Here is an 18,632-nt window from a genome sequence, read left to right as displayed (position 1 = left end):
TCGGTCCAATGATCGTCAGGGGTGTCCGGCGGTTGGCTGGAGCACATGACGACCCAGCTCAGGTCCCGAATAACACCGGTCGCACCGGCTCGAGAGAAGACCGCATGGTGGCCGTCCGTGCTCTACGGCGGCTTCGCCGTCTTCGCGGCGGTCACGGCGCTGGTGACCTCTCTGCCCCCGCATCGGCTGTGGGGAGCGATCGCAGCGCCGGTGTACCTCCTCGCCGCAATCGCGGCTTATACCCCCTGGGGGCGCTCCCGCGCGGCGACCGTGGCGGCGCTCACGGCTGTGGGCACATTGCTCGCGCCGCTCGGGGTGCTGACGGTGACGGGGTCGGGGCAGCCAGAGGTCGAGGTCGTGCACCGGTCCGGGGCGCTGCTGATGGAACACGGTTCGCCCTATCTGCACGGCACCGATCTGTCCGGCTACCTCGCTTACAACCCGTACTTCCCCGGCATGGCGTTGTTCGGCGTGCCGCACGCGCTGCTGGGCCTCGACGCGCGATGGCTGTTCACGCTCGTCACCCTCGCGGCGCTCACCGCACTCGTCCGGCGGCGCGACGCGGCACTGATCGCTGCGTCGCCACTGCTGGCCCTGGCTCTCGCCGTGGGCGGCGACGACCTTCCGGTCCTCGCGCTGATGGGCGTCGGTGTCGTCCTGGCCGGGCAAGGACGCGGAGTTCCGGCCGCACTGGTGGTCGGCGTCGCCGCGCTGCTCAAGGCGACCGCGTGGCCTGCGCTCGCCGTCGCGTTCGTGCTCGTGGCCGCCGTCGGCGGACGGCGTGAATTGCGACGATTCGTGCTTGGCGCCGGATTCATGCTCTTGGTGCTCGCCGGAGCTGTTCTCGCAGACCTGCCCGGTTTCATGGAGAACGCGATCCGTTTCCCGCTCGGCCTCGCCGGCGTCGACTCACCCGCGAGCAGCCCGCTGCCGGGACGGCTCCTCGCTGATCTCGGCCCGCACGGTCACACCGCCGCCGTCGTCCTGCTCGGCGCGGCCGCGTTCGCGATGGCCGTGTGGCTCGTGGTCAAGCCACCCCGGACCACCGGTGACGCCTTGCTGCGGCTCGCTCTCGGCCTCTTGGTCGCGGCCGCGCTCATGCCCGCCACCCGCTGGGGTTACCTGGTCTACGCTGCGGTCCTCGGCTGGCTCGCGCACCTGCGAGGAGGGGTCCGATGGGCCGCCTCCTGATCGTCACGAACGACTTCCCGCCCCGGCGCGGCGGCATCGAGACCTTCGTGTACGAATGCGCACGCCGTTTCCCCTCCGACGATGTCGTCGTCTACACATCCCGCGGCGAAGGCGACGAGCGGTTCGACGCGCGGCTCCCGTTCCGCGTCGTCCGCGACCCGTCCCGCGTCCTGCTGCCGACGCCCACCGTCGCCGCCCGCGCCCGCGCGCTCATCACCTCCTACGACTGCGACCGTGTGTGGTTCGGCGCGGCGGCGCCGCTCGGTCTGCTCGCCGGACGCCTCGGCCTCCCGGCCGTCGCCACCGCCCACGGCCACGAGGACTGGTGGGCGCGCCTCCCCGGCACTCGCGCCATGCTGCGCCGCATCGGCGCCCGCGTCACCACCGTGACGTATCTCAGCGAACGCTCCCGTCGTCGCATCACCCCGGCGTTCCGGTGTTCGACCGCGCGCCTCGTGCCGGGCGTGGACGTCACCATGTTCCGTCCCGATGTGGACGGGGACGCTGTCCGCCGCGCTCACGGCCTCGGCCGGCGGCCGGTCGTGCTCAGCGTGTCCCGGCTCGTCGCCCGCAAAGGCCACGACCGATTGATCCGCGCGATGCCCGCCGTCCGCCGGGCCGTCCCCGGCGCGATGCTGCTCATCGTCGGCGGCGGACCGCAGGGCTTCTGGCTGCGCGGCCTGGCGGGCGCGGTCGCCCCCGGCATGGTCGTCTTCGCCGGACCGGTCGACCACGCCGACCTGCCGCCTTACTACGCGGCCGCCGACGCGTTCGCGATGCCGTCCCGCGACCGTCTCCTCGGCCTGGAGACCGAGGGCCTCGGCATCGTCGCGCTCGAGGCCGCCGCGGCGGGCCTGCCGGTACTGGCGGGCACGTCCGGCGGTGCTCCCGACACCGTCGAGGACGGCATCACCGGCTTGCTCGCCGGTCCGGACGATGACCTCGCACCGCCGCTCGTCCGGCTGCTCACCGACACGACCGGCATGGGCCGGAAAGGCCGCGCCCGCGTCGAACGTGAGTGGACGTGGGACCGCACGCACGCCCGCCTGTCCGCATTGCTCGACGACGCCCGTACGCTGCGGTGATGTCCACCGACACCCCGACCTTGTGGCGGGCCATGGGCCGCAATCCCGTGCGGTTCGTGTTCTCGTCGTGGCCTTGGCGGGCGTTCGCCTACGTCGTCACCGGGCCGGTCGTCGCGCTCGCCTGGCTCGCGGCGGTCTCCGTCGTGCTGGTCGTGGGCTTGGCGCTGACGCCGGTCGTCGTCGGCCTCGTCGTGCTCGCCTGCCTGCCGCTCACCGCGTTGCCGTTGGCGGCCGTCGAGCGGAACCGCCTGCGGTGGATCGACCCGCGACCGGCCCCTTCGTCCCATTCGGCACCTGAACGTCCTGGTCTCCAGGCTTGGATGCGGTTCCGTCTGCGTGAGCCGATGACGTGGCGCGAGTTCGGTTATGCCCTGCTCACGGCAGTTCTTGGGGTCGTGGACGTTGTCGTGCCGTTCACGGTCATCGTCGGCTCGACGCTACAACTCGCCGCACCCGACCTCGTCCGCCGCGGCGACCAGCTCGCCTACGGGCCCGGACGCACCGTGGACGAGCCCGCCGAGGCATGGCTGGCCGCCGGCGCCGGACTGCTCGTCCTACTCGCCGGGCTTTACCTGATCACGGCACTCGCGGGAGCCCGCGCCGCCCTGGCCCGCGCGCTGCTCGTCCGCGACGCCGAACGCGAGCTGATCGAGGTACGTGCCGCCCGCGTGCGCCTCGCCGACGCCTTCGAGGCCGAACGCCGCCGCATCGAACGCGACCTGCACGACGGCGCGCAGCAACGCCTCACCGCACTGATCATGACGCTCGGCCTCGCCCGCCTCGACCACCCCAGCCCGCTGCTGGACCGCGCCCACACCGAGGCCAAGGAAGCCCTGGAGGAACTGCGCGACCTCGTCCACGGCATCCACCCGCCCGTCCTGACCGACCGGGGCCTGGGCGTCGCGGTCGAGGCACTGGCGGAACGGTCCGTCATCCCCGTGGACGTCGACATCGAGGTCGGCCGCCTGCCCGAGGCGATCGAGTCCGCCGCCTACTTCGTCGTCGCCGAAGGGCTGGCCAACGTCGCCAAGCACAGCGGCGCCTCCCGTGCGCGCGTGACCGTCCGACCCGGTCTGGTCGTCGAGGTCCAGGACGACGGCTCCGGCGGCGCCGAACCCGGCACGGGGGTGCGCGGCCTCGCCGACCGCGTCGCCGTGCACGATGGGACCGTCCGCCTGTCCAGCCCGGCCGGCGGGCCGACCGTCCTGCGAGTGGAGATCCCGTGCGCGTCGTGATCGCCGAGGACTCGGTGCTGCTCCGCGAGGGCCTCACCCAGATCCTCACCCGTTTCGGCCATGACGTCACCGCCGTCGGTGACGCCGACGCGTTGCACGACGCCGTCCGCGCCGACCCGCCCGGCATCGTCGTCACCGACGTCCGTATGCCGCCGGGCTTCCGCGACGAGGGTCTGCGCGCCGCCTTGTCCCTCCGCGCCGAGCATCCCAGCCTGCCCGTGCTCGTGCTGTCCCAGTACGTCGAGCAGTCCTACGCCGCCGACCTGCTCGAAACCGGCGGCGGCATCGGCTACCTCCTCAAGGACCGCGTCGGAGACGTCACCGACTTCGTCACCGCCCTGCACGACGTCGCCACCGGCGGCACCGTCATCGACCCCCAAGTCGTCCGCAGCCTGCTCGCCCGCCGCCGCACCCCGCTCGAACGCCTCACCCCGCGCGAACGCGAAGTCCTCACTCTCATGGCGGAGGGCCGCTCCAACGGCGCCATCGCCCGCGATCTCGTGGTCTCCGAAGCCGCCGTCATCAAGCACGTCGGCTCCATCTTCACCAAGCTCGACCTTCACGTCACGCCCGACGACCACCGTCGTGTCCTCGCCGTTCTGACCCTCCTGAGAGGCACGTGAGCACGCACCTCGCCTCCGCGCCGTCGTGTGCGCGAGGTGTGTGAGCAGCGTCCGGCCTGGTGCCCGGCCAGGCAACTCACGCGTCCGCGCGGCACGTTGTGAAGCTGACCTGTCGGGCGGACCAGTGGGCTTACGTGTCCGAAGGGTGCGTGAGTTCTGCGATCGGCGGTGGGTAGCCGAGGTCGCGGTCCAGATCCCACGGCTTGTGCAGCAGGGCGGCGTCGGCGTCCTTCAGCTCCGGGACATAGCGCCGGATGTACGCGCCGTCCTTGTCGAAGCGCGCGGACTGCCGCAGCGGGTTCATCACCCGGTTCGGGCGTGTGTCGTTGCCCGTCCCCGCGACCCACTGCCAGTTGCCCGCGTTGTTGGCGAAGTCGCCGTCCACCAGCCACCGGTCGAAGTGCGCGAGTCCGCGTCGCCAGTGGATCTTGAGGTTGCGGGTGAGGAACGAGCCCGTGACCAGCCGGGCGCGGTTGTGCATCCAGCCCTCCTCGCGGAGCTGCCGCATCCCGGCGTCCACGATCGGGTAGCCGGTGCGGCCTTCGCGCCACGCGTCGTACGCCTCGTCGTCGTCGGTCCAGCTCCGGTCACGGGACCGGTAATCGTCCCGGTTGAGGCGGGGGAAGGCCGCGCCGACCTGGTAGTAGAAGTCGCGCCAGGCGAGCTGGCGCGCGTACGGGTCACCGCCCTCGCGCTTCAACGCTGCTTGCGCCAGCTCGAGCGGCGACACGCACCCGAACCGCAGATAGGCGCTGACATGGGACGTGTCGTCGGCGGCGAGCGCGTCATGTTGCGCGTCATAGCGGTCGATTCCCGACTTGAGCCAGGCGTGGACGAGCCGGCGCCCCTCGGTCTCGCCGCCCTTGACGAGCCCGGGCGAGGTGTCCTCGGCGAACGCCCGCGCGATGGTTTCCGACCCGACGTGGTCAGCGATCTCGACGTCCGGCGGCGTGAGCGAACCGGGCAGCTTCGCGGGCGACCGCCAGCGCGCCTCGCTCCACGCCCGCCAGTACGGGGTGAAGACCTTGTAGTGGTCGCCGCCGCCCGGCTTGACGTCGTCCGGCGGCACGACGGTGACGCCGGGGCACTCGGTGAACGGCACGCCCGACTCGCGCAGCGTCGCACGACGACGGGCCGCGTAGTCGCTGACGTCGGTCGCGAGATAGATGTGCTCGGCGCCCGCCTGCCGAGCGAGCCGCACCGCCTCCTCGGCCGGGTCGCCGCGCCGCAGGACCAGCCGGCCGCCGCGCTCGGCGATCGTGTCCGCGAGGTCGTCCAGCGCGTCCAGCAGGAAGCGCGTGCGGTTGGGGGAGCGGGAGAGGAGCCGATCATCGAACACGAACAGCGGCACGACGTGCTCGGCCTTCGCCGCCAAGGTCAGCGCCGGGTTGTCGTGCAGCCGGAGGTCCCGTGTGAACAGCATGAGTGACGTCTTCATCGACCGGACTTCGTGCAGCGGACCGCGCACGGTTGCAACCGGTCCGTGATCACCGGTCGAAACCCTGATGAGAGGGCTCTAAGGTGTCCTCCCGATGGGAGCAGGGGGTGGAAGGTGTCCGGAGTCGGGCTCAGCGTGGGCGCGGTGGCGCGGCGCCTCGGCATCGCACCGTCCACGCTGCGCACGTGGGATCGTCGTTACGGCATCGGCCCGAGCCGGCACAGCGCGGGCGGCCACCGCCGGTATGACGCCGTGGACGTCGCCCGCCTGGAGCACATGAACCGGCTCATCCGGGGAGGGGCCCCTCCCGAGGAGGCCGCCCGGAACGCCCTGCACGCCGACGTCGAGACCCTCGGGAAGAACCCCGTCCCGGCCCAGGTCGCCGCGCCGCGCGGTGCGGGCGGCAATCGGCTCGCGCTTCCCGACGCCTCACCCGAGGCACGGGTGCTGGCCCGCGCGGCGATGGCCATGGACGCCACCGCCATCCAGGACGTCATCTGGGCGGCTCTGCGGCGCGACGGTGTCGACCGCACCTGGCAGCACCTTCTCGTGCCCGTCCTCATCGGCATCGGAGAACGCAACGCCCGCACCGGCGCGACCATCGAGGTCGAACACCTGCTGTCAGGCTGTGTGCAGAGCGCACTGTCGGCCGTGACGACCATGGCCCAGCCGCCGCTGACGACGCGCCCGGTGCTGCTCGCCTGCGCCGCCGAAGAACAGCACGCTCTCGCCGTCCACGCGCTGGGCGCGGCTCTCGCCGAGCGACGCGTGGCCGTCCGCGTCCTCGGCGCGCGCGTCCCCTACCGGGCGCTCGCGGACGCCATCGGGCACCTGCGTCCCTCGGCGGTGTTCATCTGGTCCCAGACGCCGGAAACCGGTGACCCCGCGCCGCTCGCCGACCTTCCCGGCACCCGTCCGCCGCTGCGTCTCATCGTGGGCGGACCGGGCTGGCTGGACGGCCCGATCCCCGCCGATGTCACCCGCGTCGGCACGTTCCCACAGGCTATGGAAGCCATCGACGCGGCCCTCGGGCTCAACTGATCTTCCCTTCGCAGGCCCCCGTCGAGTTTCTCCGCCGCTCCGCGCGCACCGGACGCCTGCGCTGCACGCCCTTATCCGCGACGCTCACCCCCTCACCGCCTGGCCCATGGGCTGGCCCGCTGCCGTATGCCGCACGCGGCGCGCTGTTGGCCCAATCTCGGTAGCGAAGGCGCCTGACCTGCGGTTTCGTCGCTTCATCGGGCTGCCCTGACCCGGTTTTGACCCCGATCGGGTTGCGCCGACCACCCGCGACCGACTATGAACAAGTTTTGAAGAGGTTTTCGTTCGAGGGAGAGCGGTGCCGGGACAGGGAACGAGCGACACCGTGGGCGCATCGTGCGGGAGGGGAACCGAAGCGCTCACCGTCGTCGCCGCGCGGCTCGCGGCCGGAGACGAGACGGCGCTCGCACGCTGTAGCGCGCTGCTCGGCCCCGTGCTGCGCCGTTTCCTGCATGGACGTGTGCCGCCCGACCTCGTCGATGACGTCGTCCAGGCCGTGTTGCTAGATCTGTGGCGCTGCCGCGACCGGTACGACCCGTCTCGCAGCTTCGAGGCGTGGGCCTTCACGATCGCGCGACGACGCGCCGTGGACGCCCTGCGGGCCCGGCCGCGCCCGACCGTTCCGCTGAGCGAGACGGCCGAGCGCGCTGGCGCCGACCCGGCGGCCGGAGTCGCCCGCGCTCTGGACGTACGCCGCGCGCTCGCCGAGCTGCCGCCACCGCAGCGCGAGGCGATCGCACTCGCGTACTACGGCGACCTGACGCAACGCGAGATCGCCGAGCGGCTGGGGACGCCGCTCGGCACCATCAAGGCCCGCACCGCGCGCGGCCTGAACCGGCTGAGCGTCCTGCTCGGCACTGTCGCCCAGGGGGAAGCATGACCGACGACCGCCCGGCTCCGATCCCGCGCACGGCCGACGTCCGGCCGCGCGTCGCGGTGTCGAGCTGCCTCATGGGAGAACCGGTCCGCTACAACGCCGGTCACTGCCGGCATCGGTTCTTGACGGACGAGCTGTCGCCCTACGTCGACTACGTTCATGTCTGTCCGGAGATGGAGATCGGACTGGGGGCACCGCGCCCGACACTGCGGCTGGTCAACGCCGAATCGGGCGTCCGGCTGCGTGTCCGTGACGGCGGCGCCGATCACACGGACGCGGTCACGGCCCTCGCCGACCGCCGCTCGGCCGACCTGCCCGATCTTGACGGCTGGATTCTCAAGTCGCGCTCGCCCACGTGCGGGACGCGCGGCGTCCCGCGCCACCTGGAGAACGGCATGCCCGCCGACCGGCGCGGCCAGGGCGTCTTCGCCGCCCGGCTGGCCGAGCTGCGTCCGCTGCTGCCGATCGAGGAGGACGGCCGACTCAACGATCCGGTACTACGCGATCATTTCGTCGCCCGGGTCTTCGCGCACGCCCGGCTGCGCGCGCTCTTCGCCGGCGCCTGGGCGCCCCGCGACCTGGTCGCCTTCCACTCGGCGCACAAGCTCCAGATGCTGGCGCACGACCCGGCCCGCTACCGGGAAGCGGGCCGCGTCGTCGCCGACGCAGGTAGCCGCCCCCGCGACGAGCTGGCCGCCGCCTACACCAAGGTCTTCTCGGAGGCGTTCGCCGTCCGGCCGCGCCGAGGGCGTCACGTCAACGCGATGCTCCACCTCTTCGCGCCGATGAGCCGTCGCCTCGACGACGTCCGCCGCCGCGACGTCGCCGACGTCATCGACGCCTATGGGCGCGGCGACGTGCCCCTCGACGTCCCGATGACCCTTCTGCGTCACCACGCCCGTGGCGAGGACATCACCTACCTCGACGCCCAGACGTACTTCGAGCCGTATCCGCCGGCGCTGAACTGAGCCCGCCGGACGAGTCGTCATTCGGCTTGTCCACAGGACGCCGGGCGTCCTTCGCGCGCTTTCACCTCTGCGGCGTGACCACGTGTTGCGGCCGTGAGCGCCCTGCCGCTCGGTGCTCCCACGCTCTCGGCCAGCCCATCGGGTTATCCACAGAATCAGATTCGGTCGCGCTGGGGTTTGCGGGCCGGGCCAGCATCCTCTCGTGCCGCCGTTGGGGCGGTCGGTGACGAGAGGAGTCCGGAATGGGTGCGGGACGCAGGCTGGCGCGCAGGATCGGCTCAGCGGCCCTCGAAGGTGGGCGTCTGCTTGTTCAGAAAAGACTCGGTCGCGTTGCGGTGATCGTCGGTGGCGGCGCAGCGGTCCTGCAGGTCGGCCTCCAGTTCAAGCGACGATGGCAGATCGTTGGTGGCCGCGAACGCGAGGGCGTCTTTGACGGCGGCGTAAGCGGCCGTGGGCCCGGCGGCGAGGCGGCGGGCCAGTTCGACGGCGGCGGGGGCCAGGCCGTCGGCGGGGACGACACGGTTGACCAGACCGAGGGCGTGGGCTTCATCGGCGTCGATCCGCTCGCCGAGGAGCAGGAGCTCGGTGGCCTTCGCACGGCCGACGAGACGTTGCAACGTCCACGACATGCCGCTGTCGGGGGCGAGGCCGATGGCGGTGAAGGCCGTCGCGAACCGGGCGCTGTCGGCGGCGACGATCAGGTCGCAGGCGAACGCGAGCCCGGCCCCCGCACCGGCGGCGACGCCGTTGACGGCTGCCACGACGGGCTTCGGCAGCGCGGTGATCCCCCGGACGATCGGGTTGTAGTGGTCGCGGACCGTGTTGTTGAGACCGCGTCCGGCGACGAGGTTGTCGGCGTGCTCGCGGAGGTCCTGACCGGCGCAGAAGGCGCGGCCGGCGCCGGTGAGGATCACGGCCCGCGCGGTGGTGTCGCTCGCGGCCCGGTCCACGGTGTCGCGCAGCGCGGCCTTCATCTCGGCCGTCAGTGCGTTCATCGCGGACGGCCGGTTGAGTGTGATCGTTGCCACACCGTCGGTCACGTCGTACAGCACCGTGTCAGACATCGTCGTCCTTCCTCTCGGCCGCTCTCAAGCAACGATCGACGAACCGTGCCGTCCCCGGCAAGAGGCGCGCGGCCTCGGCGTCGAATCTCCGTGCCGCCGCTGATCCTGGCCATCCCTCCGGAAGCAGCTCGGCCGGCAGGCCGGGGTCCTCGAACAGGAACTTCCGCCACTCGTGCACGAGGCGAGTCCGCGTCGCGAACGCCTGCTCGTCCGTCCTTACCCACCCCGGATGAAGCGACGCAGAAGCGCCTCCACCGGTGTCCTCCTTGGCTGCTGCCACTCCTGCTGGGCCGTTTGGCGAAGCTTCGGAGTCCGTGGTCGTCGCCGGGCTGGCGTCGGTGGGTATGTCGTCTGCGCGCCTCGCACCGGGGTGTCGATTCGGCGGCGGAGCCGATGCCGGGATGAGCCCGGTCGTGTTCCCGTCGGCCCCCACGTCAGCAAGGCCGTCCGGTGCCGAAACCGCGTCCAGCCAGCGGGTGTAGGCGTTGGCGAGGGCGTCCAGGTTCCAGACGCGGCGGACCAAGGCGCGGGGGTCGCCGTCCAGGGCCGAGCGGAAGCGGTCGGCGTGGACGGCCTCGGCAGCCAGCAGGCCGGTGACCTCCGTGGACGCGCGCGGGCCGATCCAGGTGGTCTCCTCCAGCCGCGCGTAGCCGAGGTAGGTGAGCCCCGCCGCCAAGCGGTCACGGCGGGCCCGGTCGCGGACTCGGCGCAGGACGAGCACGTCCCAGTAGCCGTCCCACGGCTCCAGATCGCGGTAAATGCGACGGGCCGCCTCGTCCAGCCGGTGTGTGGCGCGGGGTGTCAGACGGTAGCCGTCGGCGCGTTCCAGCCACCCCTGCCGCACCATCCGCGACGCTGCCTGGCGGACGGCGGGCGGGGCGATCCCGAGGGCGCCCAGGAGGGCGACGAGCGCGCTGATCGGAGCCGAGCCGCCCCGTCGGCGGAGGTGATCGCCGTACAGGTCGAACAGCGCCGATCGAGCGTTCATATGTACCGGTCTTCCTATCTGGCTGCTGATCGTTACCACTTCGCGCCCGGAAGACGAGATAATGGACCTTACAGATACAGACGCGAAGGCGAACCGGAGGCCACGCGGCCAACGGTGCCGGCGGCCCGCGCGGCCCAAGGCCCGAGGCAGGAAGGGGATGCACGCATGGCGGCGATGAAGCCGCGGACGGGAGACGGTCCGCTCGAAGTGACCAAGGAGGGCCGCGGAATCGTCATGCGGGTCCCGCTGGAAGGCGGTGGCCGCCTGGTGGTCGAGCTGTCCGCCGACGAGGCCAAGGACCTCGGTGAGGCCCTCAAGCAGGTCGTGGGCTGACACCTCCGTCCCCTGCGGTGAACGGCCCCGGCGCTCCACTCCTGCCGGGGCCTTCGCCTTCCGCCCCACAACCACCCCACCCGCTGGCTCCGCACGCACTCCCACACCTGCAAGACCGGACATCGCGCCCATAGATCACGCATCACGCGCCTACAAGTCCAAGCAACGTCCGCCGTTGCGCACCCGCCCGTCGGCGTCCGGCGCGTCGCGGTCGTCACGCCCCGCTTACCCAGCACCAGCCGGTCCGCGTGCGCACCGGCCATGCGCACCGGCCATGCGCACCGCTCACGCGCGCACCGTCCACGTTCGTGCGTTGCTCACCTCGGCGCGCACCGTCTGCGCGCAACGCTCATGTCTGCGTTCACTTGCACGGGTATCAAGGAGCCGAGGCCATCGCGCACTCATGGGTCATGATGCATGGCATGTGATCCGTAGCCGTTGGTGCGCGCGTACCGAACGTGGCGCGCCCAACGTGGCGTGTCTCACGGGGTGGGGCTTGTGGTCTTAGGCCGCAGGTGCCGTGTGTTTTCGCACTGTGTTCGTGTGTGAGGGTTGCCTCCGCTGTGGGTGGTTGGCTTTCGAGGCGTGGCTTGTGCCCTCGGTCGTGTGAACGGTGTGGAGTCGGTGTTGCGCCTTTGGGTCGGGGCGTGGTCTGTGAGCGAGCGTTGGTGGTTGCGCCGGGGCGTTCGGGCCGGTGGTTGGATCTTGGTGCGTGCCTGCGTGCCTGCGTGCCTGCGTGCCTGCGTGCCTGCGTGCCTGCGTGCTATTGAATTCTGCAGGCGCAAGGGCACGCGACCCTCGCTAGGTCGGCAAGTGGGGGAACCTTGATCTTCGTACGTGAGGGTGGTGGGCTGTCGGGTGGTTGGCGTGGTGGGGGTGGGGGCTGAAAGGATCTGGTGTCGCTGTTTGATGCTTGGGGGAGGGGCGCTGATGCCCATCACGACCGAGGTTCGTGCCGTCGCGGGGAAGCTTTCCGAGGCCGGTGCCGAGTTGTTCGCCGTCCCGGTGCGGGTCGGGGCGGAGGCTCCGGCGGCGGAGATCGCGGCGTTGTTGCCGTTCACGCTGGACGAACTGCTGACGTTGCACCGTGCCAAGGGGGAGGCCGGGGAGGTCATCGCGACGCCGGTGCGGGTCGGCGGTGAGGTGCGGGAGCTGCTGCTTTACGGGGTCGGGGAGGCTTCTCCGGCCGAATTGCGCAAGGCGGGTGCGGCGCTCGCGCGGCGGGCCAAGGGGCGGACGTCTCTGGCGGTGGGCGTCCCGGGGCACGTGGCGGCGTTCACCGAAGGCGCGCTTCTCGCCACCTACGGCTTCAAGATCGGGAAGGCGCCTGAGCGGACAGCACCGGCGACCATCCTTGTCCTCACCGAAGAGGGGGATGCCGCCGAGGCCGTCGCGCTCGGCACGGCGCGTGCCCGTGCCACCGCGCTCGCGCGCGACCTGGCGAACACGCCGTCCAGTGAGAAGGACCCGTCGTGGCTCGCGGAGCAGGCGCGGGAGATCGGCGCGGCCGCAGGGGTGACGGTCGCCGTCCGTGACGAGAAGCAGCTTGCCGACGGCGGGTTCGGGGGACTGCTGGCCGTGGGTGGTGGTTCGCCGCGTCCGCCGCGGCTCATCGAGCTGAGCTACGACCCGGGTGACGCCGAGCGGCATGTCGTGCTCGTCGGCAAGGGCATCACGTTCGACAGCGGCGGACTCTCGCTCAAGCCGAACGCCAACATGATGACGATGAAGACCGACATGGCGGGCAGCGCGGTAGTGCTTGCGGTGATGAGCGTGCTGCGGGAGCTGGGCGTTCGCGACCGTGTCACGGGGTTGGTCGCCGCCGCCGAGAACATGCCGTCCGGCTCGGCCATGCGGCCCGGTGACGTCATCACGCACTTCGGCGGGAAGACGTCGGAAGTCCTCAACACCGACGCTGAGGGTCGGCTCGTCCTCGCTGACGCGCTCGCCTACGCCGACGCCGAACTCGATCCCGACGTCATGATCGACGTCGCGACGCTGACCGGGGCGGCGAAGGTCGCGCTCGGGCTGCGGCACGGTGCCTTGTTCGCCAACGACGACACCCTCGCGCAAACGCTGGTGGCGGCGGGTGAGGCGGCGGGCGAGCCGCTGTGGCGGCTGCCGTTGAGCGAGGAACTGCGTCCCGCGATCGACTCCGACGTCGCCGACCTGGTCAATACCGGTAAGCCCGGGTACGGCGGGGGTTCCATCACGGCCGCGCTGTTCCTGCGGGAGTTCACCGGCTCGCGCGCCTGGGCCCACCTGGACATCGCCGGTCCCGGCCGCTCGACGTCCGATTCCGGTGAACTGTCCAAGGGCGCCACCGGCTACGCCACCCGGCTTCTTCTCACCGCACTCACGGAGGCGTCCAGCTAGCGGCACCGGCCCCGCCATCCGGCTCCGCACCGCTGCGCCTGCCCGGAGGTATCCCATTGGCGGCATGGCACCGGCTATGCCACATGGTCCCTTCTCACCGCTGGTTCCTTCTCACCGCGCCGCACCGCACTCGTCCGCGCCCGCGCCCGCCCGCACTCGCCTGTGCCCGCCCGCACTCGCCTGTGCCCGCCCGCACTCGCCTGTGCCCGCCCGCACTCGCCTGTGCCCGCCCGCACTTGCCCGTGCCCGCCCGCACTTGCCCGTGCCCGCCCGCGTTTGGTCGTGCCCGCCCGTGCTTGCCCGCGCCTGTGGAGTGGCCTGCTGGTTGCGCCGGGAGGGTCGACCGGTTTGCGACGGCGCCTGCGGGGCTGTCCCAGCGGTGGGATGCGGGTTTGCGCCGTCCAGCAGCCCCACCGACGGGGACGGCGGCGACGGCGGCCTCGCCGAACCGCCACCACCGCGTGGCCCCGCGCCGCTTGGCTCCCATCTTGCTTGCGGGGCGTTTCATGGGTGGTGCCGGCGGCGCGGCTCGGTTCTGTCGCCGTGCTTGCGGGGCGTGCTGCGGCTGGTGTCGGCTGTGGTGTGCGGGCTCTGCCGTGCCTGGGGGCGTCCGGCTGAGTGGCATTGGTTGGGTCGCTTGTCTTGTGTGTTCGGCTAGAAGGTGCCGTGGCGGCCTTCGCCTGCGGTGAAGCGGGCGGCGCCGGTCAGGGCGTCGGCGGAGAGGGAGCGTTCGCCGTGGGTCCATTCGGTGGCCAGGGCGGTGGGCTCGTCCAGGTTCCATTGGGCGAGGACGGAGGCGCGGTCTTCGCGGAGGCAGGTCTGGGGGAAGGCGGCGAGGGTCGCGGCCAGGGCCGTTGCCTCCTCCAGGGCCTTGCCTTCGGGGACCAGGCGGTTGGCCAGGCCCATGCGGAGTGCCTCGTCCGCTTGCACGGGACGGCCCGTCAGGATCATGTCCATGGCGTGGCTGTGGCCGATGAGGCGGGGGAGACGGACGGTGCCGCCGTCGATGAGGGGCACGCCCCAGCGGCGGCAGTAGACGCCGAAGACGGCCGATTCCTCCACCACGCGCAGGTCGGCCCAGATGGCCAGTTCCAGGCCGCCCGCCACCGCGTGGCCGTTCACCGCCGCGATGACCGGTTTGGTGAGGCGCAGACGGGTGGGGCCCATCGGGCCGTCGCCGTCCGGGGACGCGCGGTTGCCGTCCTCGGTGGCCAGGGCGCGGAGGTCGGCGCCCGCGCAGAAGGTGCCACCCGTGCCGTACAGGACGGCCGCCACGGAGTCCGGGTCGGCGTCGAAGGCGCGGAAGGCGTCCGCGAGGGCCGCCGCCGTCGGGCCGTCGACGGCGTTGCGGCGTTCCGGGCGGTCGATGCCGATCAGGGTGACCGGTCCCTCGCGGCTGACGAGCACGCTCATCGGCGTCCCTCTCCCAACAGGTCGCGCAGGCGCGGCGCGTCGCCCGATCGGCTGCGGGAACGAGTCCACGTCGCGCATCGGCTCCGCCGCCTTGTTCCCGGCGAGTCTCGCACGCTCCGCGTTCAGCGGTCATCGTGGGTGGGTCTCGGTGCCTGGGCACGGGACGAAGGGAAACCCGCGCCCCTGAAACGGGTGGGGATCGGTGACGGGCGAGCCTGTCGCGTTGTGCGGGGGCGGCGGTGTGGGTAACGGTCGGGCATGGAGGAAGAGACGACGCTTCGGGCCGTCAACTCGCATCTGTATCCGGGCAGCGTGGTCAGCGTCGACGGGGAGGTCGAGCGGCTCGCGGAGCGGCCGCGGCCGTTGCTGTTCGACGATGACTCGCAGAGCGCGGCGCAGCTCGTCGAGGACGACGTGCTGTGGGTCGCCGCCTACATGACCACGGCCGGGACGCCCGTTCCCGAGAAGCTGTGGCTCGTCGCCGTCGAGGGTTCGGCGCTGCGGCTGCGCCGCCGCCTGCCCGGGGACGTCTGACGCGTCAGGCGGGCAGGTGGGCCCGGACCGTGTCGAGGACCTGGGCGGTGGTCGCGAAGTCGGGTGAGAGGCGGTTCTTGGTGAAGGCCACCGAGACGCCCGTCGCGGTGTCGCCCGCCGCGTAGCTGCCGCCGGCGCCGCCCATGCCGAAGACGGTCAGCGTCTCGTCCCCCTCGACCGGCCAGCCTAGCGCGAAGCCCAGCCCCCACCGCACCGGGTTGCCGAAGACCTGGTCGATGCCGTTCACCGCGACGGACGTCGCCTCGGTCAGGCGCGCAGGGGAGACGAGGCGGCCCGTCAGCAGCGCGTCGTAGAGGGCCGTGATCGCGCGGGCGGACGTCTTGGCGCCCGCCGGGATGTCCGCTCCGAGGACGTCGGGACGGTTGCCCATCTCCGCCGCCGGGAACAGTTCCATCGGCGCCGAGCGGAAGAGGGGCAGGTCGGCGGGCATCTCCGCGGACGGATCGCCTTCCGGAGCGTCGGCGGGCGGCGGCGCGTCCTCCAGGACGGCCAGCCGGTGCTGTTCGGCGCGCGGAACCCCGAAGTAGAGCTCGTCCGCGATGCCCAGCGGCTCGGTGATCTCCTCGCGGAGCACCTGCGCGAGGGGACGGCCCGTGACCCGCTGGATGACTTCGCCCAGGATGTACCCGAACGTGTAAGCGTGGTAGCCGGTCTGCTCCCCGGCGGGCCACCACGGCTTCTCGGCGGCGACGGCCGCGCTCATGCGCGCTGAGTCGCACACGTCCTCGACGGTGGTGTCGAGCGGGATGCCGGGAACGCCCGCCGTGTGGGTGAGGACGTGCCGGACGGTCACGTTGCCCTTGCCGTGCGCGGCGAACTCGGGCCACGGCTCGGCCACCGGCGTGTCGTAGCCGAGGTCGCCGCGGTCGGCGAGGATGTGCACGATCGTCGCCGTCACGGCCTTGCCGATCGACCAGCCGTAGATCGGCGTTCCGGGCGTCATCGCGCGGCCCGTCGCGGGATCGGCCACGCCCGCCACCGCGTCCGCCAGGACCTCCCCGCCCCGCCGCACGCTCACCTGCACGCCACGCTCGGCGCCCGACTCGACCAGTGCGTCCAGCGTGCGCTGGACCTCGCTCTGCAACTCCGTCATGACTGCCCCCTCTGCGATGAGGTTTCCCACAGTAGAGACGGCCACCGACAGAGCGGCCACCGATGGCGCGGCTCGGCCGGGGCGAATCTGTGAGGGCGGCTCCGTGAGGGAAGCTCGGCTTGACCGTTGGGCTGTTGAGCCGCTGCGGGCGCCGACAGCAAGGCTGGGCCAAGGCGGCTACCGGCGGTACGACTCAGCCGACATGGGCACCGATGGTCGGCTTCGCCAGGGCGGATGGACCTGGTCTTCTGAGCCAGTGGCTGCACTTGGATGGCTCGATCGGGGCGGGCGCCGACAGCAAAGCTTGCCATTGCGGTTACCGGCGGTACGACTTAGCTGGCGCGGGCACCGACGGCTGGCTCAGCCAGGCGGCTGGGCTGAGGCGGTTATCGGCAGGGTGTCTCGGGCCGGTGGTGGGTCGAGGTCGGGTCGGTGTCGTTGGTCGGTACCGGTCGGGCGCGACGGACGGGGCGGGTCTGGGTTCAGCGGCGTTCGGCGATGAGCAGCATGAACAGGGCCGTCGGGAAGGCTTCGCGCCACCACGGGTCGTCGCGGAGTTGGTCGGGGGTGGGGTGCGGTTCGCGTAGGTCGGCGATGACGAAACCCGAGTCTCGGAGCGTTCCAGCGTAGTGCTCCAGCGGACGCAGCCATGAGGTGATCATCGCGGGCGACTCCATGCCGTCCACCAGGAAGTGCTGGTCGATGCCGCGTTGCGCGAAGTACTGCTCGGCGGGGATGCCGGTCAGCGCGCCGCGCTCGGAGTCGGCGACGTAGAAGCACGGGTGCAGCGTGAGGATCACCAGCCGGCCGCCCGGCCGCAGCACCCGGCCGAACTCGGCGATGGCGTGCTCGGGCTCGGGCAGGTGGCTGAACAGGTGGTTGCACACGACGAGGTCGAACGCGTCGTCGCCGTACGGCAGCGCGTCGACGCTGGCCCGCTCGAACTCCGCCGTCCCCGGGCCGGGCACCGGGACGGCCGCCGCGGCGTCGACGAGGTTCTGCGCGGCGTCCACGCCCGTCACGCGCGCGCCGCGCCCGGCCAGTTCGCGGGCCAGGTAGCCCTCGCCGCAGCCCGCGTCGAGCACGTCCCGTCCGATGCACGGGCCGACGGCCTCCAGGACGGCGCGGTCGGTCAGCTCGGTCCGGTACCGGTCGTGCCTTTCCCGGATGACCTTCACCCAGTACGCCGCATTGGTCTCCCATCTTTCACGTGTGAGCTGCGCGAAGTTGCGCGTCGTCTCGTCCACCGGCCCCCCACTTTCTCAGGCCAGGATCAGGCCAGGCCCTTCAACCGCGACAGCAGCCGGTCGCGGGCCTCACGGATTCTTCGGTCGTTGATGGAGGCACTCCGCCGGTCGAGCGCGGCCCGCAGTTCCGGGACGCGGTCGCCGAAGGTGGGGTCGCGCGTCAATGCCAGCGGAATGTACGTCGACATCAGGTAGTGGAGGTAGGCGTCGTTGTAGCCGTCGACCTCGCGCAGCACTTCGCGCGCGGTGTTGCGCAGCGTCAGCGTGCTCGGCAGCGTGAAGTCCGGGCTGATGCGGGCGTCGCGCGTGTAGGTCGGGAACGACCATTCCTCCAGTGCCGCGTAGACCGGCGTGGATTCCAGCGCCTGGCGGTAGCGTTCGGCGAGATCGACGTCGCCTGTGCTGATCAGCGAGCCCATCACGACGCCTCGCATCATGAACGCCGACTGGCGTCCGGGCGTCTGGAAGGCCAGGTCTTCGTGCTGCGTGCCGGTGACCTTGCTGACCTGGTGCGTCAGGATGTTCAGCGCCAGGATGGAATGGAACGAATAGGCTCGCTGGTTGAGCCGCGGCGCCACCTCGATCGACGCCTCGAAGAGCCGGTGCGGGTCTTTCAGGAGCCCGCCGCGCGTGGCGTACAGGGCCTCCAGGGCGCGGTCCTGGTCGCGTCCCCAGAAACGCGCGATGTACGACGAGACCTTCGCCGGCTTGTCGCCCCGGACGATCTGGAGCCCCGCTTCCAGCGCGTTCAGCAAGTGCTGGCGCGGCACCGTCGAACGGGCCAGCACCTCGGTGTCGACCTCTAGTCCCTGCGCGTGCAGTTCAGCGACGAGCGCGCGGCGCCGTTTCTCCACGGCGTGGGCGGCGACGTATTCGGCGATGCCCGGAACGGACGCCATCAGGCTCTGCAAGGAACGTCCGCTGGCCCGTTCGAGCCAGCCGGCGTTGTCCCACAGACGGAAGACCGTGCTCTCGTCCAGACCGGAGAACGCGGCGACGTCCGACATGTTGAGACCCATGTCGGTGGCGATCTCGGAGAGGGGTTTCGGCTCGCTGTCGGCTGTCATCGCTCGCCTTGGGAGTGGCCTTTTCCGGGGACTCGATC

General features: G+C 71.6%; 17 protein-coding genes. 10 read left to right on the top strand and 7 right to left on the bottom strand.

What is annotated here, in order from left to right:
- Positions 1 to 117 precede the first annotated feature (117 nt).
- The 4 genes from C229_RS30445 to C229_RS35355 are packed head-to-tail and all read left to right on the top strand — an operon-like array spanning position 118 to position 4,134.
- Positions 118 to 1,191, top strand: a complete 1,074-nt coding sequence (locus tag C229_RS30445) for a glycosyltransferase 87 family protein (RefSeq protein ID WP_018655617.1) — start codon at positions 118 to 120, stop codon at positions 1,189 to 1,191.
- Positions 1,176 to 2,276: a glycosyltransferase family 4 protein gene (locus tag C229_RS0113570; protein WP_018655616.1), complete on the top strand. Its 1,101-nt coding sequence runs from the start codon at positions 1,176 to 1,178 to the stop codon at positions 2,274 to 2,276. Before C229_RS30445 ends, C229_RS0113570 begins: the two co-directional genes overlap by 16 nt.
- Positions 2,276 to 3,511 (top strand): sensor histidine kinase, encoded by a 1,236-nt coding sequence (locus tag C229_RS35360; RefSeq protein ID WP_018655615.1) that lies wholly within the window; start codon positions 2,276 to 2,278, stop codon positions 3,509 to 3,511. The genes C229_RS0113570 and C229_RS35360 overlap by 1 nt, the downstream gene beginning before the upstream one ends.
- Entirely contained in the window at positions 3,499 to 4,134 is a 636-nt protein-coding gene (locus tag C229_RS35355; protein ID WP_018655614.1) for a response regulator, read from the top strand. The genes C229_RS35360 and C229_RS35355 overlap by 13 nt, the downstream gene beginning before the upstream one ends.
- 130 nt (positions 4,135 to 4,264) lie before the next feature.
- Here the strand turns inward: C229_RS35355 and C229_RS0113555 are convergent, their stop codons facing one another.
- Positions 4,265 to 5,557: a cryptochrome/photolyase family protein gene (locus tag C229_RS0113555; RefSeq protein WP_240487253.1), complete on the bottom strand. Its 1,293-nt coding sequence runs from the start codon at positions 5,555 to 5,557 to the stop codon at positions 4,265 to 4,267.
- 129 nt (positions 5,558 to 5,686) lie between these two features.
- Between C229_RS0113555 and C229_RS0113550 the strand changes: the two genes are divergently transcribed.
- The 3 genes from C229_RS0113550 to C229_RS0113540 all read left to right on the top strand — a co-directional run bounded on the left by C229_RS0113550 (position 5,687) and on the right by C229_RS0113540 (position 8,458).
- Positions 5,687 to 6,613, top strand: a complete 927-nt coding sequence (locus C229_RS0113550) for a MerR family transcriptional regulator (RefSeq protein ID WP_026313762.1) — start codon at positions 5,687 to 5,689, stop codon at positions 6,611 to 6,613.
- Between the two features lie 325 nt (positions 6,614 to 6,938).
- A complete protein-coding gene (locus C229_RS0113545; protein WP_018655611.1) occupies positions 6,939 to 7,493 on the top strand; it encodes an RNA polymerase sigma factor in 555 nt (184 codons plus the stop codon).
- Positions 7,490 to 8,458: a YbgA family protein gene (locus C229_RS0113540; RefSeq protein ID WP_018655610.1), complete on the top strand. Its 969-nt coding sequence runs from the start codon at positions 7,490 to 7,492 to the stop codon at positions 8,456 to 8,458. The genes C229_RS0113545 and C229_RS0113540 overlap by 4 nt, the downstream gene beginning before the upstream one ends.
- A 278-nt stretch (positions 8,459 to 8,736) precedes the next feature.
- On the opposite strand, the gene C229_RS0113535 is transcribed toward C229_RS0113540, so the two are convergent.
- Both C229_RS0113535 and C229_RS35350 read right to left on the bottom strand, forming a co-directional pair.
- Positions 8,737 to 9,522 carry an enoyl-CoA hydratase-related protein gene (locus tag C229_RS0113535; protein WP_018655609.1) on the bottom strand — a complete coding sequence of 262 codons (786 nt, stop codon included), beginning with the start codon at positions 9,520 to 9,522 and terminating at the stop codon, positions 8,737 to 8,739.
- A complete protein-coding gene (locus C229_RS35350; RefSeq protein ID WP_018655608.1) occupies positions 9,515 to 10,510 on the bottom strand; it encodes a PaaX family transcriptional regulator in 996 nt (331 codons plus the stop codon). Before C229_RS35350 ends, C229_RS0113535 begins: the two co-directional genes overlap by 8 nt.
- 165 nt (positions 10,511 to 10,675) lie before the next feature.
- On the opposite strand from C229_RS35350, the gene C229_RS33575 reads away from it, so the two are divergent.
- Together C229_RS33575 and C229_RS0113520 are read left to right on the top strand one after the other, a co-directional pair.
- On the top strand, positions 10,676 to 10,843 hold the full coding sequence (locus C229_RS33575; protein ID WP_018655607.1) for a DUF3117 domain-containing protein: 168 nt from the start codon (positions 10,676 to 10,678) through the stop codon (positions 10,841 to 10,843).
- A 930-nt stretch (positions 10,844 to 11,773) separates the two neighbouring features.
- A complete protein-coding gene (locus C229_RS0113520) occupies positions 11,774 to 13,219 on the top strand; it encodes a leucyl aminopeptidase (RefSeq protein ID WP_018655606.1) in 1,446 nt (481 codons plus the stop codon).
- A 654-nt stretch (positions 13,220 to 13,873) separates the two neighbouring features.
- Here the strand turns inward: C229_RS0113520 and C229_RS0113515 are convergent.
- On the bottom strand, positions 13,874 to 14,632 hold the full coding sequence (locus tag C229_RS0113515; RefSeq protein ID WP_018655605.1) for a crotonase/enoyl-CoA hydratase family protein: 759 nt from the start codon (positions 14,630 to 14,632) through the stop codon (positions 13,874 to 13,876).
- Between the two features lie 258 nt (positions 14,633 to 14,890).
- Here C229_RS0113515 and C229_RS0113510 point away from each other — a divergent pair, with 258 nt between their 5' ends.
- Positions 14,891 to 15,166, top strand: coding sequence for a hypothetical protein (locus C229_RS0113510; RefSeq protein WP_018655604.1), 276 nt, complete (start codon positions 14,891 to 14,893; stop codon positions 15,164 to 15,166).
- 4 nt (positions 15,167 to 15,170) lie between these two features.
- On the opposite strand, the gene C229_RS0113505 is transcribed toward C229_RS0113510, so the two are convergent.
- The 3 genes from C229_RS0113505 to C229_RS0113495 form a co-directional block, all read right to left on the bottom strand.
- Positions 15,171 to 16,280 (bottom strand): serine hydrolase domain-containing protein, encoded by a 1,110-nt coding sequence (locus C229_RS0113505; RefSeq protein ID WP_018655603.1) that lies wholly within the window; start codon positions 16,278 to 16,280, stop codon positions 15,171 to 15,173.
- A 482-nt stretch (positions 16,281 to 16,762) separates the two neighbouring features.
- Positions 16,763 to 17,527, bottom strand: a complete 765-nt coding sequence (locus tag C229_RS30440) for a class I SAM-dependent methyltransferase (RefSeq protein ID WP_018655602.1) — start codon at positions 17,525 to 17,527, stop codon at positions 16,763 to 16,765.
- 26 nt (positions 17,528 to 17,553) lie between these two features.
- Complete coding sequence (locus C229_RS0113495; protein WP_018655601.1) at positions 17,554 to 18,594, bottom strand: hypothetical protein; 1,041 nt, start codon at positions 18,592 to 18,594, stop codon at positions 17,554 to 17,556.
- Positions 18,595 to 18,632 lie beyond the last annotated feature (38 nt).

The organism is Actinomadura flavalba DSM 45200, assembly GCF_000374305.1.
In the GTDB taxonomy this organism is placed as follows: domain Bacteria; phylum Actinomycetota; class Actinomycetes; order Streptosporangiales; family Streptosporangiaceae; genus Spirillospora; species Spirillospora flavalba.
The sequence above is the reverse complement of the archived record's forward strand: the minus strand, read 5'-3'. Positions and strand labels throughout refer to the sequence as shown.

Coding starts and splice junctions, on each gene's coding strand:
- C229_RS35360 (WP_018655615.1), top strand. CDS start 2,276: ATGTCCACCGACACCCCGACCTTGTGGCGGGCCATGGGCCGCAATCCC.
- C229_RS0113570 (WP_018655616.1), top strand. CDS start 1,176: ATGGGCCGCCTCCTGATCGTCACGAACGACTTCCCGCCCCGGCGCGGC.
- C229_RS0113520 (WP_018655606.1), top strand. CDS start 11,774: ATGCCCATCACGACCGAGGTTCGTGCCGTCGCGGGGAAGCTTTCCGAG.
- C229_RS0113505 (WP_018655603.1), bottom strand. CDS start 16,280: ATGACGGAGTTGCAGAGCGAGGTCCAGCGCACGCTGGACGCACTGGTC.
- C229_RS0113515 (WP_018655605.1), bottom strand. CDS start 14,632: ATGAGCGTGCTCGTCAGCCGCGAGGGACCGGTCACCCTGATCGGCATC.
- C229_RS33575 (WP_018655607.1), top strand. CDS start 10,676: ATGGCGGCGATGAAGCCGCGGACGGGAGACGGTCCGCTCGAAGTGACC.
- C229_RS35350 (WP_018655608.1), bottom strand. CDS start 10,510: ATGAACGCTCGATCGGCGCTGTTCGACCTGTACGGCGATCACCTCCGC.
- C229_RS0113495 (WP_018655601.1), bottom strand. CDS start 18,594: ATGACAGCCGACAGCGAGCCGAAACCCCTCTCCGAGATCGCCACCGAC.
- C229_RS0113535 (WP_018655609.1), bottom strand. CDS start 9,522: ATGTCTGACACGGTGCTGTACGACGTGACCGACGGTGTGGCAACGATC.
- C229_RS0113555 (WP_240487253.1), bottom strand. CDS start 5,557: ATGCTGTTCACACGGGACCTCCGGCTGCACGACAACCCGGCGCTGACC.
- C229_RS0113510 (WP_018655604.1), top strand. CDS start 14,891: ATGGAGGAAGAGACGACGCTTCGGGCCGTCAACTCGCATCTGTATCCG.
- C229_RS0113540 (WP_018655610.1), top strand. CDS start 7,490: ATGACCGACGACCGCCCGGCTCCGATCCCGCGCACGGCCGACGTCCGG.